The following is a 15,249-nucleotide window of genomic DNA, read 5'->3' on the forward strand; positions in this document are numbered from 1 at the left end:
TCACACCTCCCTGGAGTCGGAGCCGGTGGCGATGTTGGCCGGCTCCCGCTCGGCGACCACGCGCTTGGTGCGCGGGCTCGGTGGTACCTGTAGATCCAGCGGGGGCAGCGGGAAGCTGCCGTACGGCCGGTTGTCGGCCTGTTCCTGCGGGGTCGGCTTCGGGGCCGGCTTGCGGCTCGGCCACAGCAGCGTCGCCAGCAGCAGCACGCCCGCGCCGATGGCGGTGGCGAGCAGCCGGTCCCGCGACTGCCAGTCCTCGATGGAGCGCAGCCCGGCCAGGACCAGGATCCAGACCAGGTTGATCGGCAGCAGCACCTTCCAGCCGAAGCGCATGAACTGGTCGTAGCGCAGCCGGGGCAGGGTGCCCCGGAGCCAGACGAAGACGAAGACCAGCATCAGCACCTTGCCGAAGAACCAGAGCATCGGCCACCAGCCGGTGTTGGCGTCGCCCCACAGGGTGATCGGCCAGGGGGCCCGCCAGCCGCCGAGGAACAGCGTCGTGGTCACCGCGGACATGGTCACCATGGCCACGTACTCGGAGAGCATGAACAGCGCGAACTTCAGCGAGCTGTACTCGGTCATGAAGCCGGCGACCAGCTCCGACTCCGCCTCGGGCAGGTCGAACGGCGCCCGGTTGGTCTCACCGACCGTGGCGATGAAGAAGATGATGAAGCTGGGCAGCAGCAGGATCGCGTACCAGCCCGGCGCGGGGATCTCGACGCCGCCGATGGTGAGCCGGGTGGCGTCCCCCTGGGCGGCGACGATCCCGCTGGTGGACATGGTGCCGGCGGTCATGAACACCGCGACGATGCTCAGCCCCATCGCGACCTCGTACGAGATCATCTGGGCGCTGGAGCGCAGGCCGCCGAGCAGCGGGTACGTCGAGCCGGAGGCCCAACCGCCGAGCACGATGCCGTAGACGGCCAGCGACGAGCAGGCCAGCAGCACCAGCACCGCCACCGGCACGTCGGTGACCTGCAACGGCGTCCGGTGGCCGAAGATGCTCACCATCGGGCCGAACGGGATCACCGACAGCGCGGTGACCGCGCAGACCACCGAGATGACCGGCGCGAAGAAGTAGACGACCTTGTCGGCGGCCTTCGGGAGGATGTCCTCCTTGAAGGCCATCTTGAGGCCGTCGGCGAGGGTCTGCAGCAGGCCGAACGGGCCGACCTGGTTGGGGCCGGGCCGGACCTGCATGTAGCCGACGACCCGCCGCTCGAACCAGACGCCGAGCAGGGTGGCGAGCAGACCGAAGACGAAGGCGAAGACGATCTTGATAAGGACCAACCACCACGGGTCCCTGCCGAAGTCCGCCAGTGTCGGGTCCTGCGCCAGGAGGGTGTTCACTGTGCACCTCCGGAGATCCGTACCACCGTGCCGGACGCGACGCCGAGGCTGCGCCGTACGGTCGAACCGGGCGAGTTGGTCGGCAGCCAGACGACGCCGTCGGGCATCTCGGTGATGGCCGCCGGCAGGGTGACCGCACCCCGGTCGGTGCCCACCGTGACCGGGTCACCGTCGGCGACGCCGAGCGTCTCGGCGGTGCCCTTGCCCAGCCGGACCACCGGCGGGCGGGCGGTGCCGGCGAGGTGCTCGTCGCCGTCGGTGAGGCTGCCCAGGTCGATCAGCTGGTGCCAGGTGGCCAGCACCGCCTCGCCCGCACCCGGCTGGGGCACGGTCGCCGGGGCGACCGACGGGCTGACCGGCCGGTCCGCCCGGGTCGGCGGCAGCGCGCCCAACTCCCGGCGGATGCTCGACACGTCAGCGGTGCCGAGCCGGACGTCGAGCTGCGCGGCGATCGCGTCCAGCACCCGGGCGTCGGTCATCGCCGCCGTGTGCAGCACCGCCTCGAAGGTGCGCAGCCGACCCTCCCAGTCCAGGAAGCTGCCGGCCTTCTCGACCACCGGGGCGACCGGCAGCACCACGTCGGCCCGGCGGGCCACCGCCGAGTTGCGCAGCTCCAGGCTGACCAGGAAGGGCACCGCGTCGAGCGCCTGCTCGGCCAGCCTCGGGTCGGCCAGGTCGGCCGGGTCCACGCCGGCCACCACCAGGGCGCCGAGCTGACCGTTCGCGGCGGCGGCCAGGATCTGGTCGGTGTCCCGACCGGCCTGGCTGGGGATCACCCCGGCCGGGATGTCCCACGCCTCGCCCAGTTCGGCGCGGGCCGACGGCTCGGTCACCGGACGCCCACCGGGCAGCAGGTTGGGCAGGCAGCCCGCGTCGACCGCACCCCGGTCACCCGCGCGCCGCGGCACCCAGGCCAGCTTCGCGCCGGTACGCCGGGCGACGTCCGCGGCGGCGGAGAGGCCACCGGGCACACCGGCCAGCCGCTCGCCGACGAACAGGATCGCGCCCTCGGCGCTCAGCGCCTCGGCCACCGTGTCGTGGTCGGCGAGCACGCTCGCCTCCTCGCCCGGCACCACCCGGGCCAGCTTGGCCCCGAGCTTCTCCAGGCCCCGGGTGGCGAACGGGGCGATCGCGTAGACCGTCAGCTTCTTCTTCAGGTACGCCTTGCGCAGCCGCAGGAAGAGGATCGGGCACTCCTCCTCCGGCTCCAGCCCGACCAGCACCACCGTGGACGCCTTCTCCACGTCGGCGTAGGTCACGTCGGTGACCCCGGCGACGGTGCTGGCCAGGAAGTCGGACTCCTCGCGGGAGACCGGCCGGGCCCGGAAGTCGATGTCGTTGGTGTTCAGGGCGACCCGGGCGAACTTCGCGTACGCGTAGGCGTCCTCGACGGTCAGCCGGCCACCGGTCAGCACCGCCGTGCCGCGACCCTCGTCGCGGGCGGCGCGCAGCCCGTCGGCGGCCCGGGTCAGCGCCTCGCTCCAGGACGCCTCCCGCAGCTCGCCGGACTTCTCGTCGCGGACCAGCGGGGTGGTGAGCCGGTCGAAGGCGCGGGTGTACTGGAAGCCCCACCGCCCCTTGTCGCAGTTCCACTCCTCGTTGACCTGCGGGTCGTCCCCGGCGAGGCGGCGCAGCACCTTGCCCCGCCGCCAGTCGGTGCGCTGCGCGCAGCCGGCCGAGCAGTGCTCGCAGACGCTCGGGCTGGACACCAGGTCGAACGGGCGGGCCCGGAACCGGTACTGCGCCCCGGTGAGCGCGCCGACCGGGCAGATCTGGACGGTGTTGCCGGAGAAGTACGAGTTGAACGGGACGTCGCCCTCGTCGCCCTCCGCGCCGTACGCGTCGTCCCGGTAGATGTTGATCTCCTCGGCGGACGACCGGCCCATCAGGTCGATGAACTTGTCGCCGGCGATCTCCTCGGAGAACCGGGTGCAGCGCTGGCAGAGCACGCAGCGCTCCCGGTCGAGCAGCACCTGGGTGCTGATCTCCATCGGCTTCTCGTACTCCCGCTTGTGCTCGTGGAAGCGGGAGTCGGTACGGCCGGTGGACATCGCCTGGTTCTGCAGCGGGCACTCGCCGCCCTTGTCACACATCGGGCAGTCCAGCGGGTGGTTGACCAGCAGCAGCTCCATCACCCCCTCCTGCGCCTTCTTGGCGACCGGGGAGGTGAGCTGGGTGCGGACCACCATGCCCTCGGCGACGGTCTGGGTGCAGGAGGCGACCGGCTTGCGCTGCCCCTCCACCTCGACCAGGCACTGCCGGCAGGCGCCGGCCGGGGCCAGCAGCGGGTGGTCGCAGAACCGGGGGATCTCGGTGCCCAGCTGCTCGGCGACCCGGATCAGCAGCGCCCCCTTGGGGGCGGTGACCTCGACGCCGTCGATGGTGAGCGTTACGGTCTCGGCGGCCTTCGCCACGTCAGTCATCAGTGGGCTCCAACCAGCTGCTTGTCGGAGAGCTTCGGCGCGGTACGCCCCTCGATGTAGTCGAGGTAGTCCTGCTTGAAGTACTGCAACGACGAGGTCACCGAGCTGGTCGCGCCGTCACCCAGACCGCAGAACGAGCGGCCGAGGATGTTGTCGCAGGTGTCGAGCAGGGTGTCCAGGTCCTCGTGGGTGCCCTGGCCGGCGAGGATGCGCCGGTAGACCCGGACCATCCAGTAGTTGCCCTCCCGGCACGGCGTGCACTTGCCGCACGACTCGTGGTGGTAGAACTCCAGCCACCGGTACGTCGCGTAGACCGGGCAGTCCTGGTCGGAGAAGATCTGGGTGGCCGTGGTGCCCAGGATCGAGCCGGCCGCCGCCACCCCCTCGAAGTCCAGCGGCACGTCCAGGTGCTCGGCGGTGAGCAGCGGGGTCGACGACCCACCCGGCGTCCAGAACCGGAGCTGGTGACCGGGCTGCATCCCGCCGGCCAGCTCGATCAGCTCCCGCAGGGTGACGCCCAGGCCGCACTCGAACTGACCCGGGTTGGCGATCCGCCCGGACAGCGAGTAGATCATCGGCCCGGACGACTTCTCGGTGCCCATGGACTTCCACCAGTCCGCACCGCCCAGCACGATGTAGGGCACGCTGGCGATGGTGCCGACGTTGTTGACCACCGTCGGGCTGGCGTACAGGCCGTGGGTGGCCGGGAACGGCGGGCGGAGCCGGGGCTGACCCCGGAACCCCTCCAGCGAGTCCAGCAGCGCCGTCTCCTCGCCGCAGATGTACGCCCCGGCGCCGGAGTGCACCACCAGTTCCAGGTCGAACCCGGTGCCCAGGATGTTGCGTCCGAGGTAGCCCTTGGCCTGCGCCTCGGCCACCGCGTTGCGCAGCCGACGGGCGGCGTGCACCGCCTCGCCCCGGATGTAGATGTAGGCCCGGTTGGCCCGGATCGCGTACGAGGCGATGATGACCCCCTCGACCAGCGAGTGCGGGTCGTGGGTCATCAGCGGCAGGTCCTTGCAGGTGCCCGGCTCGCCCTCGTCGGCGTTGACCACCAGGTAGTGCGGCTTGCCGTCGCCCTGCGGGATGAAGCCCCACTTCAGGCCGGTGGGGAAGCCCGCGCCACCCCGCCCGCGCAGCCCGGAGTCCTTGATCAGCTGGATCAGGTCGTCCGGGTGGGCCTTGAGGGCCTTGCGCAGCGCGGCGTAGCCGTCGAGCTTCTCGTAGGCGCCGATCCGCCAGGCGTCCGGGGAGAGCCAGCGGCGGGTCAGCACCGGGGTCAGCTTGGCCAGGGTCTCCGGCCGGGGAGTGGTCACTTCTTGGCCCCCGTCTCGCTCGCGACGGCGGAGCCCGCGCCGGCAGCGCCCGTTCCCGCCTCGGCTTCCTTGAGGTTGCGCTGCTGCGCGCCGGCATCGTCGCCGGCGGGCTTGCCGTCACCGGCGGGAGCGTTCGCGGCCACCCCGGCCGCCTGCGCCGCCCGGGCGTCGGGGGAGGCCGGCGGCGGACCGTCGGTCGGGACCTTCGTGCCGGGCGCGTCCGGCACGGCGGTCGCCGCGTCGGGCTGCCGGGTCTCGGCGGTACGCACCTGCGGCGACTTGTCGTCCGGTGCCTTGACGTCCGGCGCGGTGCTGCCGGTGACCTGCTCCGGCTTCGCCGCCGGGGCGGCCGGCGCGGCGGCCTTGGTGGCCTCGGCCTTCGCCTCGGCGGCGGCCTTGTCGGCCTCGGCCTTGCTGCGGATCGGGGTCTTCGGGTCGTAACCCGGTGCCGTGATGCCGTGCTGCTCGGCCAGGCGCAGGCCGCGCAGGGTGGCCTCACCCGGCCCGCCGTCGGCGACCGCGCCCTCGCGCTCGTCGGCGAACCCGGCGAGCTGGACGGCCATCTCCTTGAGGGTGCAGAGCCGGGCACCCCGGGTCGGCATCGGCCGGCCCCCGGCGCGCAGCTCGTCCACCACACCGACCGCGCCCTGCGGGTCGACGCCGTCGAAGAAGTCGTAGTTGACGGTCATCACCGGGCCGTAGTCGCACGCCGCGAGGCACTCGGCGTGCTCCAGGGTGATCTTCCCGTCGGCGGTGGTCTCGTCGTGCCCGACGCCCAGGTGCTCGACGAGTGTGTCGTAGACCTCCTGCCCGCCGAGCACGTTGCACATCGTGTTGGTGCAGACGCTGACCAGGTAGTCACCGGTGGGTCGGCGCTTGTACATGGTGTAGAAGGTGGCCACCGCGCCGACCTGGGCCTTGTTCAGCCCCAGCACCTCGGCGCAGAACGCCACCCCGGCCGGGGAGACGTAGCCCTCCTCGGCCTGCACCAGGTGCAGCAGCGGCAGCAGCGCCGAGCGGGACCGGTCGGCCGGGTACCGGGCGATGATCTCCCGTGCCCGGACCCGGGTTTCCTCAGTGAAGACACTCATCGGCGTCGCCTTCCGTTCGCGACTGCGGGGCTCGCAAGCTCACTCCTCGCGCTCACCTGTCACAACCACCCATCACGGGGTCCAGCGAGGCGCCGCCGGCGATCACGTCGGCGATCAGGCCGCCCTCGGCCATCGCCGGAAGGGCCTGGAGGTTGACGAAGCTCGGCTCCCGGTAGTGCACCCGGTACGGCCGGGTGCCACCGTCGGAGACCGCGTGCACGCCCAGCTCGCCCCGGGGCGACTCGATGCCGACGTACACCTGGCCCGGCGGGACCCGGAAGCCCTCGGTGACCAGCTTGAAGTGGTGGATCAGCGACTCCATCGACTGACCCATGATCTTGGCGACGTGCTCCAGCGAGTTGCCCATGCCGTCCACGCCGATGGCGAGCTGCGCCGGCCAGGCGATCTTGCGGTCGGCGACCATCACCGGGCCCGGCTTCAACCGGTCCAACGCCTGCTCGACCAGCTTGAGCGACTCGCGGATCTCGGCGAGCCGGACCAGGTAGCGGCCCCAGACGTCGCCGTCCGGGTGGGTCGGCACGTCGAACTCGTACGTCTCGTAGCCGCAGTACGGCATGGTCTTGCGCAGGTCCCAGGCGAGGCCGGCGGAGCGCAGCACCGGGCCGGTGACGCCGAGCGCGACACAGGCGGTCACGTCGAGCACCGCGACACCCTGGGTGCGCTCGGTCCAGATCGGCTGGCCGGAGAGGAGGTCCTCGTACTCCTTGAGCTTCTTCGGCATCATCTTGAGGAACTCGCGGATCTTGCGGATCGCGTCGTCCGGGACGTCCTGCGCCACCCCGCCCGGTCGGACGTACGCGTGGTTCATCCGCAGGCCGGTGATGGTCTCGAAGATGTCGAGGATGTACTCCCGCTCGCGGAAGCCGTACAGCATGATCGAGATCGCGCCCAGCTCCATGCCGGTGGTGGCCAGCCAGACCAGGTGCGACGAGATCCGGTTCAGCTCCATCATCAGCACGCGGATCGTGTTGGCCCGCTCGGTGATGTCGTCGGTGATGCCGAGCAGCTTCTCCACCGCGAGGCTGTACGCCGTCTCGTTGAAGATCGGGGCGAGGTAGTCCATCCGGGTCACGAAGGTCGAACCCTGCACCCAGTTGCGGTATTCGAGGTTCTTCTCGATGCCGGTGTGCAGGTAGCCGACGACCGAGCGGGCCTCGCGGACCGTCTCGCCCTCCAGCTCCAGGATCAGCCGGAGCACGCCGTGCGTCGACGGGTGCTGCGGACCCATGTTCACGACGATCCGCTCGTCGTTGATCGGGTCGGTGCCGGAGACGACCTGGTCCCAGTCCCCACCGGTGACGGTGAAGACCCGCCCCTCGGTGGTCTCCCGCTCGGTCGCGTAGTTGGACGTGGTCACAGCTCCGGCCCTCCGTTCGCGACTGCGGGGCTCCGCTCCGCTGCACTCCTCGCGCTCACTGGTACGACCTCCGGCGGTCCGGCGGCGGGATCTCCGCGCCCTTGTACTCGACGGGGACGCCGCCGAGCGGGTAGTCCTTGCGCTGCGGGTGGCCCTCCCAGTCGTCCGGCATCAGCACCCGGGTCAGGTTGGGGTGGCCGTCGAAGATGACCCCGAACATGTCGTACGCTTCGCGCTCCTGCCAGTCGGCCGTCGGGTAGACGGCGGTGACGCTGGGCAGGTGCGGGTGCTCGGCGGAGACGGCCGCCTCCAGCCGGACCCGACGCCGGTAGGTCATCGAGGTGAGCTGGTAGACCACGTGCAGCCGGCGCTCGTCGGCACCGAGGTAGTCCACCCCGGACACCGAGGAGCACAGTTCGAAGCGCAGCGCGAGGTCGTCCCGCATCACCTGGCACACCTCGGCGATCCGCTCCGGGCGGACGTGCAGGGTCAGCTCGCCCCGGTCCACGACGACCTTCTCGATCGCGTCGCCGAACTGCGGGTACGCCTCCTCCAGCGCGTCGCGTACCTCGTCGAAGTAGCCCCCGTACGGCCGGGGGGCCTCCTCGATCGGGGTGCGCTGGCGGACCAGGCCGCCGTAGCCGGACACGTCGCCGGTGCCCTGCATGCCGAACATGCCGCGCCCGGCGGGGCTGGACGGCGGCAGCTCGGCGGGGGCGCCGCTCGTCGCACCGGCCGGGGTGACCGGTACCGGCACCCCGCCGTCGTTGGTGCGGTCGTCGGTCACTTGGGGCCCCCCTGCGGCTGGAGGTGGTTCTGGGCGTTCATCCAGTTCTCGATCCGCAACTGCTCCTCGCGCCCCTCGCGGACCGCCTTCGTCCACTCGGCACGGCGGGCCTTGTCGTTGCGGTACGACGACGGCATCGAGCCGTACGGCACCACGGGCACGTCGCCGCGCTCCAGGCGGGCCGCCTGCATCTTGCGGCCGTTCGGGCCCAGCGGCTCGTACATGATCTTCTCGCGGAGCTTGAGGATCGCGTCGATGAGCATCTCGGGGCGGGGCGGGCAGCCCGGCAGGTACATGTCGACCGGGACGACGTGGTCGACGCCCTGGACGATCGCGTAGTTGTTGAACATGCCGCCGCTGCTGGCGCAGACGCCCATGGAGAGCACCCAGCGGGGCTCGGCCATCTGGTCGTAGATCTGGCGCAGGACCGGGGCCATCTTCTGGCTCACCCGGCCGGCCACGATCATCAGGTCGGCCTGGCGCGGCGAGGCCCGGAAGACCTCCATGCCCCAGCGGCCCATGTCGTAGTGCGGGCCACCGGCCGCCATCATCTCGATGGCGCAGCAGGCCAGGCCGAAGGTGGCGCCCCAGACGGACGACTTCCGCGACCAGTTGACCAGCTTCTCCACGGAGGTGAGCAGGACGCCGGCGGGGAGTTTCTCCTCGATGCCCATCTGACGTTCCTCCCTCAGTCCCAGTCCAGCCCGCCGCGCCGCCACACGTAGGCGTACGCGACGAAGACCGCGACGATGAACAGGACCATCTCCACGAAGCCGAAGATCGGCAGGGCGTCGAAGGAGACCGCCCAGGGGTAGAGGAAGATGATCTCGATGTCGAAGACGATGAAGAGCATCGCCGTCAGGTAGAACTTGATCGGGAACCGTCCGCCGCCCACGGGCTGCGGGCTGGGCTCGATCCCACACTCGTACGCCTCGAGCTTGGCCTTGTTGTAGCGCCGGGGACCGGCGAAGCGGGCGGCGGCCACGGAGAACAGCGAGAACGCCGCGGCGAGGGCGAACAGCCCGATGATCGGTGCGTAAGGCGAGAGCGACATCTTTTCTCCTGCTCGTCCTTCCCCTGCCCCAGGTGCTTGACAAAATTCACACTATTCACGTCCCTCGTGACTGCCGTCAGCGGGGGTCGATCCCTGTCCGTGCCGGTGCCGCCGTTGGCCCTGGCCCGGTCACGCCTCACACGGCCGGGGCCGCCTTCGTCATCGCGTTGATGACCCGGTCCATCGCGTCCCCGCCGCGCGGGTCGGTCAGGTTGGCCAGCAGCTTGAGCACGAAGCGCATCAGCATCGGGTGCGGCATGCCGTGCTTGGTCGCCATCCGCATCACCTCGGGCCGGCCGATCAGCTTGACGAAGATCCCGCCGAGCCGGTAGTAGCCGCCGAACCGGGCCTTCAGCTCCTGCGGGTACGCGGTAAGCGCCCGCTCCCGCTCCGGGCCGGCCGGCCGGGCCAGCGCCTGCACGATGACCTCGGCGGCCAGTTCGCCGGACTCCATCGCGTACGCGATGCCCTCGCCGTTGAACGGGTTGACCATGCCGCCGGAGTCGCCGACCAGCAGGACCCCCCGGGTGTAGTGCGGCACCCGGTTGAAGCCCATCGGCAGCGCCGCGCCGAGGATCGGGCCGTCGGCGTTCGTCTCGTCGGTCATCCCCCAGTCCGCCGGGGTGTTGGCCAGCCAGTCGGTGAGCAGCCGCCGGTAGTTCGTCTTGCCGAACGCGGAGGAGGAGTTGAGCACGCCGAGGCCGACGTTGACCCGGCCGTCGCCGAGGCCGAAGATCCAGCCGTAGCCGGGCAGCAGCGCGTCGCTGCCCTTGCTGCGCAGCTCCAGCCAGGACTCCAGGTAGTCGTCGTCGTGCCGGGCCGGCGAACGGTAGTAGCGGCGGACGGCCACGCCGATCGGCCGGTCCTCCCGCTTGGCCAGGCCCAGGGCGAGCGGGAACCGGCCGGAGACGCCGTCCGCGGCGACCACCAGCGGGGCGTGGAAGGTGGCCGGTTCCCGGTCCGGGCCGACCTCGGCGGTCACCCCGATCACCCGGTCGGCCGCGTCGAGCACCGGGCCGATGACGTTGACGTTGGTCCGCAGCTCGGCACCGGCGGAGACCGCCCGCTGGGCGAGCAGGTCGTCGAAGTCCAGCCGGGTCCGGACCAGGCCGTAGTTGGGGAAGCTGGCCAGGTCGGGCCAGTCCAGTTCGAGGCGTACCCCGCCGCCGATCACCCGCAGGCCCTTGTTGTGCAGCCAGCCGGCCTCGGGCGAGGTGTCCACGCCCATCCGGATGAGCTGCCGGGTCGCCCGGGGGGTGAGCCCGTCCCCGCACACCTTCTCGCGGGGGAACTCGGTCTTCTCCAGCAGCAGCACGCGTACGCCGTGCCGCGCCAGGTGGTACGCCGTCGCCGATCCACCGGGACCGGCGCCCACCACGATCACGTCGGCGTCGTTCTCCACCGATGTCATCTGCGCCTCCTCCCGCACGCTCGTGAAATGCTTCACAAGCCGATCGGGTTGGAGTCTATGACCGTGGTTACACAGCTGCCGGGTGAGGGGTACCTAACTTCCTGGAAACATGCCGGTCGGGGTGGGTTCGTCCCTCAGTTCCGGGCGATGTCGAGCCCGTCGTAGGCCCGGACCGCCGCCGGCAGGTGGTCACGCAGCGCTCCGCCGGCCGCCCGGTCGAGGGCACCCAGCACCTCGGCGACCACCTGGCGGACCTCGGCCGGGTCCGCGCCGGCCAGCTCCCTGAGCTGGGCCACCAGCTCGGCGGCATCGTCGTCGGTGGGGGTCGTGGGGTCGCTGGGCACTACTCCGGTCATGCCCGGGAGCTTACGCCCCAAAATAGACGAAAGCCGGACATCAGCGAAAGAGGGCGTTCACCCTCGGTCACACCCGGACGGCCCGGTGCAGGGCCACCACCCCGCCGGTCAGGTTGCGCCACGCCACCCGGCCCCAGCCGGCCGCGCCGACCCGCGCCGCCAGGGCCGCCTGGTCCGGCCAGGCCCGGATCGACTCGGCCAGGTAGACGTACGCGTCGGGGTTGCTGGACACCGTCCGGGCCACCGTCGGCAACGACCGCATCAGGTACGACAGGTAGACGGTGCGGAAGGCCGGGTGCACCGGCGTGCTGAACTCGCAGACCACCAGCCGGCCGCCCGGCCGGGTCACCCGGGCCAGCTCCCGCAGCGCCGCGTCGGGGTCGTTGACGTTGCGCAGGGCGAAGGAGATCGTCACCGCGTCGAAGGAGGCGTCGGCGAAGGGCAGCCGCAGCGCGTCCCCGGCCAGCAGCGGCACCTCCGGCCGGACCCGCCGGCCGGCGTGCAGCATGCCCTGCGACAGGTCCGCGCCCACCGCGTACGCCCCGGAGCGGGCCAGTTCCTGCGTCGACACCCCGGTGCCGGCGCCCACGTCCAGCACCCGCTCGCCGGGGAGCAGCCCGAGCGCCGCCCGGGTGGCCCGTCGCCACGACCGGTCCTGCCCGAAGGACAGCACCGTGTTGGTCAGGTCGTAACGGGCGGCCACGCCGTCGAACATCGCGGCGACCTCGGGTGGCGACTTGTCCAGGCCGGCGCGCTGGCCCTGCGGGGTACGACTCACCCCTCCACTCTGCCAGCCTGATCCCACCCGCCCGGCGTGGGGTGGCTCTTCCCACGGACACGCGGCGGGCGGGATGGTCGTCCACCCCGCCCGCCGGTTGCCCTACGCGAAAGACCTGCCTGCGGTCAGCTCTGCGGCTTCTCGTCGCCCGGGGTCACCAGCACCAGCCGACGCCGACGGGCGAGCATCAGCAGCGCGCCGCCCGCGAGCAGCACGACGGCACCGATGCCACCGATCAGGGTGGCCTGCGCGCCGGTCACCGGCAGACCGCCGTCGCCGCCACCCGTGCCACCACCGGTCGTCGGGCTGACGCTGGTGCTCGGGCTCGGCTGACCGCTGGTGCTCGGGCTCGGGCTCGGGCTCGGCTCCCCGGTCGGGCTCGGGCTGGGGCTCGGGCCGGTGCTCAGGTCGACGAACACGTCGAACAGCGACGTGTTGTCGCCGTCGTCGGTCTCGGTGAAGACCTTGCGCTGCGCCTTGCTGGCGACCTGCGGCTCCTCCTCCGGCGTGCCCTCGGCCTCGGTCAGCCCGGCGGCGAACAGGACGCCCGGGGTGAGCACCTTCTCGGTGACGCCCGCGCCGACCTTGACCCGTACGTCGGCGGTGTAGAACTCGCCCGGCCGCAGCACCGCGCCGGTGTCCTCGCAGTACGCCACCACGCCGCCCAGGTCCTGCGTGACGCAGCTCTCCGGCAGGTCGACGAAGCTGGCGCCGTCCGGCAGGGCGATCCCGTAGAAGACGCCGGTCGCGCGGCGGCTGCCGCCGTTGTAGACCGCCCAGTCCAGCGGGGCGGTCCCGCCGGGCTTGACGCCGGTCAGTCCGCTCTCGCCGGCCTCGTCGCCGTCGACCACCACGTCGGCGTAGACGTCCTGCACCCAGGTGGTCAGGTCGTAGCCGGGCTTGACGACCATGATCTCGTGGTCGACCGAGTCCGAGGTGGTGTTGGATCCGCTCACGGTCACCTTCAGCACGCCACCCTTGCCGCGCGTGTCGGTGCCGAACAGCGGGATGCCGAACTCCTCGGTGGTGCCGGCGGCGATGCCGTCGGTGGTGCCGCCCAGGTCGGACAGGGAGCAGGTGAAGGCGGTGCCGCTGACGGCGCAGCCGTCCGGCACGAGCACCCCGACCTTGTTGGGCCTCAGGCCCGCGGTCTCGACGGTGACCTTCACGTCCTTGGCGTCGACCGTGCCGCGGACGTTCTGCACGGAGAACTTGAACGGCTTGGCCTTGGCCTCCTTGACGCCCAGGGCCAGCTGGGAGCTGAGCGGAACGAGGTCGAGCTGCGCCTGGTCGGCGGCGCTGGCCGGGGCGGCGACGGTGGCCAGGCCACCGACGGCGAGCAGGGCCACGGCGCCGACGCGGGCCAGGGCCGAGCGGTGGAACAGAGTCATCGATCCCCCGGGGGGCTAGGGACTGCTGGGAAAGGTGGGGCTGATGTGGCGAACCGAGCGGACGTTATCCGAGATCGACGCCGGTGCGCCAGCCGTGACGTGCGATTTTGTCCCAGACGGGGCCGAACGGACGAGGAGCGGGGGCGGGACGGTCACCCGTCCCGCCCCCGTTTTATATGAACGGCCCTCCCGGGCCGATGGAGGACGTACGACACTCGTCATCCGCTTACCGCAGGCGGTGGGCGGAGGTACGTCGGGCGCACGTTAGCGGGCACCGACGCGCCGCGCCAACCCCCGCGCCGCAGCACCGGGAGCGGGATATCCGCCCAGCGTGCCGCACGCCGCCCCAATTGCCGCGTCTTGTGGGGGCTGATCCCGCGCCGTCTCGGCCGAACGGCGACCACGAATATCCCCGGGGCCGACACCCGGACCCGTTCAGCCAGTCACCACACCGGCCCGTCCAGTCACTCCCCGTGACGGCCGGGGTGGCTCAGCGGGCCTCGACGAGCGGCAGCGTACGGCCGGCGCCACCGCCGGGCATGGCGATCGAGGAGAAGTGCGACACCACCCGGTCGTCGGTCGGGTCGTCGGCGGGGGTGTGGTGCACCGCCAGCCGACGGTAGAGGGTGTCCCGCTGGGCGGGAATCCGGTCGGCAGAGCGGATCATGCCGATCAGCTCGTGCAGGTTGGACCGGTGCCGCGCGCCGGCCGAGGAGATGACGTTCTCCTCCAGCATGATCGAGCCGAGGTCGTCGACGCCCATGTGCAGGGCGAGCTGACCGACGTCCTTGCCGGTGGTCAGCCAGGACGCCTGCAGGTGCGGCACGGTCTCGAAGAACAGCCGGGCCACCGCCACCAGGCGCAGGTACTCCAGCGTGGTGGCCTGGGTGCGGCCCTTGAGGTGGTTGTTCTCCGGCTGGTACGTCCACGGGATGAACGCCCGGAACCCCCGGGTGCGGTCCTGCACGTCGCGGATCATCCGCAGGTGCTCGATCCGCTCGGCGTTGGTCTCGCCGGTGCCCATCATCATCGTGGCGGTGGACTCCAGGCCCTGCCGGTGGGCCAGTTCCATGACCTCCAGCCAGCGCGCGCCGGACTCCTTGAGCGGGGCGATCGCCTTGCGTGGCCGGTCCGGCAGCATCTCGGCCCCGGCGCCGGCGATCGAGTCCAGCCCGGCGGCCTTGATCCGGGCGATGGCCTCGTCCAGGCTCACCTGGGAGACCTTCGCCATGTGCAGGATCTCGCTCGGCCCGATGGAGTGGATGACGAGCTGCGGGTACGCCTTCTTGACCGAGGAGAACAGCTCCTCGTAGTACTCCACGCCGTAGTCCGGGTGGTGGCCGCCCTGGAGCATGACCTGGGTGGCGCCCAGCTCGACCGCCTCGCCGCAGCGGCGCAGGATCTCCTCGGTCGGGTGGGTCCAGCCCTCGGCGTGCTTGGGCGCGCGGTAGAAGGCGCAGAACTTGCACGCCGTCACGCAGACGTTGGTGTAGTTGATGTTGCGGTCGATCAGGTAGGTGACGATGTTGTCCGGGTAGCGCCGCCGGCGTACCGCGTCCGCCGCCTCGCCCAACGCGTGGAAGGGCGCCTCGGTGTAGAGCAGCAGCGCCTCCTCGGGCGTGATCCGCCCACCGTCCGCGCCGCGTTGCAGGATGTCGTCGATCTCCCGGTTCGCCGTCACATCCCGAGCGTACGCCGACCTCCCGGCCCGGCCCCGAGTGGTACGTCGACCCGTGACGCGTCCCGCACCGCGAGCGTTCGTGTGCCCACCGAAGCCCGATCGGCTCACCGAGGCGGGGATTCTCGTCCGCTCCAACCGACCGGCTCCGTCCCGGTCGGCGTCGGCCAGCGGCTGGTAGCTCCGGACCGGGACCGTAGGTGACCGAGGTGCCCGGCGTGACCCGGAGACGCGGA

Annotated in this window: 13 protein-coding genes; all 13 read right to left on the reverse strand. The window is 71.5% G+C overall.

Annotated features, from left to right (window positions below; all coding sequences use genetic code 11):
• Positions 1-1,350 (reverse strand): NADH-quinone oxidoreductase subunit NuoH, encoded by a 1,350-nt coding sequence (nuoH, locus tag H1A17_RS12675; RefSeq protein ID WP_145917469.1) that lies wholly within the window; start codon positions 1,348-1,350, stop codon positions 1-3.
• Positions 1,347-3,773 (reverse strand): NADH-quinone oxidoreductase subunit G, encoded by a 2,427-nt coding sequence (locus tag H1A17_RS12680; protein ID WP_145917468.1) that lies wholly within the window; start codon positions 3,771-3,773, stop codon positions 1,347-1,349. Before H1A17_RS12680 ends, nuoH begins: the two co-directional genes overlap by 4 nt.
• Positions 3,773-5,089 (reverse strand): NADH-quinone oxidoreductase subunit NuoF, encoded by a 1,317-nt coding sequence (nuoF, locus tag H1A17_RS12685; protein ID WP_145917467.1) that lies wholly within the window; start codon positions 5,087-5,089, stop codon positions 3,773-3,775. Before nuoF ends, H1A17_RS12680 begins: the two co-directional genes overlap by 1 nt.
• Positions 5,086-6,180: an NADH-quinone oxidoreductase subunit NuoE gene (gene nuoE, locus H1A17_RS12690; RefSeq protein WP_194821937.1), complete on the reverse strand. Its 1,095-nt coding sequence runs from the start codon at positions 6,178-6,180 to the stop codon at positions 5,086-5,088. Before nuoE ends, nuoF begins: the two co-directional genes overlap by 4 nt.
• A 52-nt stretch (positions 6,181-6,232) precedes the next feature.
• Positions 6,233-7,558: an NADH-quinone oxidoreductase subunit D gene (locus H1A17_RS12695; protein WP_145917465.1), complete on the reverse strand. Its 1,326-nt coding sequence runs from the start codon at positions 7,556-7,558 to the stop codon at positions 6,233-6,235.
• Between the two features lie 55 nt (positions 7,559-7,613).
• A complete protein-coding gene (locus H1A17_RS12700) occupies positions 7,614-8,345 on the reverse strand; it encodes an NADH-quinone oxidoreductase subunit C (RefSeq protein WP_088646157.1) in 732 nt (243 codons plus the stop codon).
• Positions 8,342-9,019 (reverse strand): NADH-quinone oxidoreductase subunit B family protein, encoded by a 678-nt coding sequence (locus H1A17_RS12705; RefSeq protein ID WP_145917464.1) that lies wholly within the window; start codon positions 9,017-9,019, stop codon positions 8,342-8,344. Before H1A17_RS12705 ends, H1A17_RS12700 begins: the two co-directional genes overlap by 4 nt.
• Positions 9,020-9,033: 14 nt before the next feature.
• On the reverse strand, positions 9,034-9,399 hold the full coding sequence (locus H1A17_RS12710; protein ID WP_067300536.1) for an NADH-quinone oxidoreductase subunit A: 366 nt from the start codon (positions 9,397-9,399) through the stop codon (positions 9,034-9,036).
• A 136-nt stretch (positions 9,400-9,535) separates the two neighbouring features.
• Entirely contained in the window at positions 9,536-10,810 is a 1,275-nt protein-coding gene (locus H1A17_RS12715) for a geranylgeranyl reductase family protein (protein ID WP_145917463.1), read from the reverse strand.
• Between the two features lie 134 nt (positions 10,811-10,944).
• A complete protein-coding gene (locus tag H1A17_RS12720; protein ID WP_145917462.1) occupies positions 10,945-11,166 on the reverse strand; it encodes a hypothetical protein in 222 nt (73 codons plus the stop codon).
• A gap of 67 nt (positions 11,167-11,233) precedes the next feature.
• The gene (locus H1A17_RS12725; RefSeq protein ID WP_145917461.1) at positions 11,234-11,944 is read right to left on the reverse strand and encodes a demethylmenaquinone methyltransferase; all 711 of its coding nucleotides are present in this window, start codon (positions 11,942-11,944) and stop codon (positions 11,234-11,236) included.
• A 125-nt stretch (positions 11,945-12,069) separates the two neighbouring features.
• Entirely contained in the window at positions 12,070-13,335 is a 1,266-nt protein-coding gene (locus tag H1A17_RS12730) for an LPXTG cell wall anchor domain-containing protein (protein ID WP_194821938.1), read from the reverse strand.
• Positions 13,336-13,825: 490 nt separating this feature from the next.
• Entirely contained in the window at positions 13,826-15,016 is a 1,191-nt protein-coding gene (gene mqnC / locus H1A17_RS12735; RefSeq protein ID WP_194821939.1) for a cyclic dehypoxanthinyl futalosine synthase, read from the reverse strand.
• Positions 15,017-15,249: the final 233 nt, after the last annotated feature.

Source organism: Micromonospora sp. S-DT3-3-22, from assembly GCF_015354745.1.
Lineage (GTDB): Bacteria > Actinomycetota > Actinomycetes > Mycobacteriales > Micromonosporaceae > Micromonospora > Micromonospora wenchangensis.

Bases quoted from the DNA above. Each gene is read 5' to 3' on its own strand.
- H1A17_RS12680 (WP_145917468.1), bottom strand. From the start codon at position 3,773: ATGACTGACGTGGCGAAGGCCGCCGAGACCGTAACGCTCACCATCGAC.
- nuoE (WP_194821937.1), bottom strand. From the start codon at position 6,180: ATGAGTGTCTTCACTGAGGAAACCCGGGTCCGGGCACGGGAGATCATC.
- H1A17_RS12705 (WP_145917464.1), bottom strand. From the start codon at position 9,019: ATGGGCATCGAGGAGAAACTCCCCGCCGGCGTCCTGCTCACCTCCGTG.
- H1A17_RS12710 (WP_067300536.1), bottom strand. From the start codon at position 9,399: ATGTCGCTCTCGCCTTACGCACCGATCATCGGGCTGTTCGCCCTCGCC.
- H1A17_RS12715 (WP_145917463.1), bottom strand. From the start codon at position 10,810: ATGACATCGGTGGAGAACGACGCCGACGTGATCGTGGTGGGCGCCGGT.
- H1A17_RS12720 (WP_145917462.1), bottom strand. From the start codon at position 11,166: ATGACCGGAGTAGTGCCCAGCGACCCCACGACCCCCACCGACGACGAT.
- H1A17_RS12730 (WP_194821938.1), bottom strand. From the start codon at position 13,335: ATGACTCTGTTCCACCGCTCGGCCCTGGCCCGCGTCGGCGCCGTGGCC.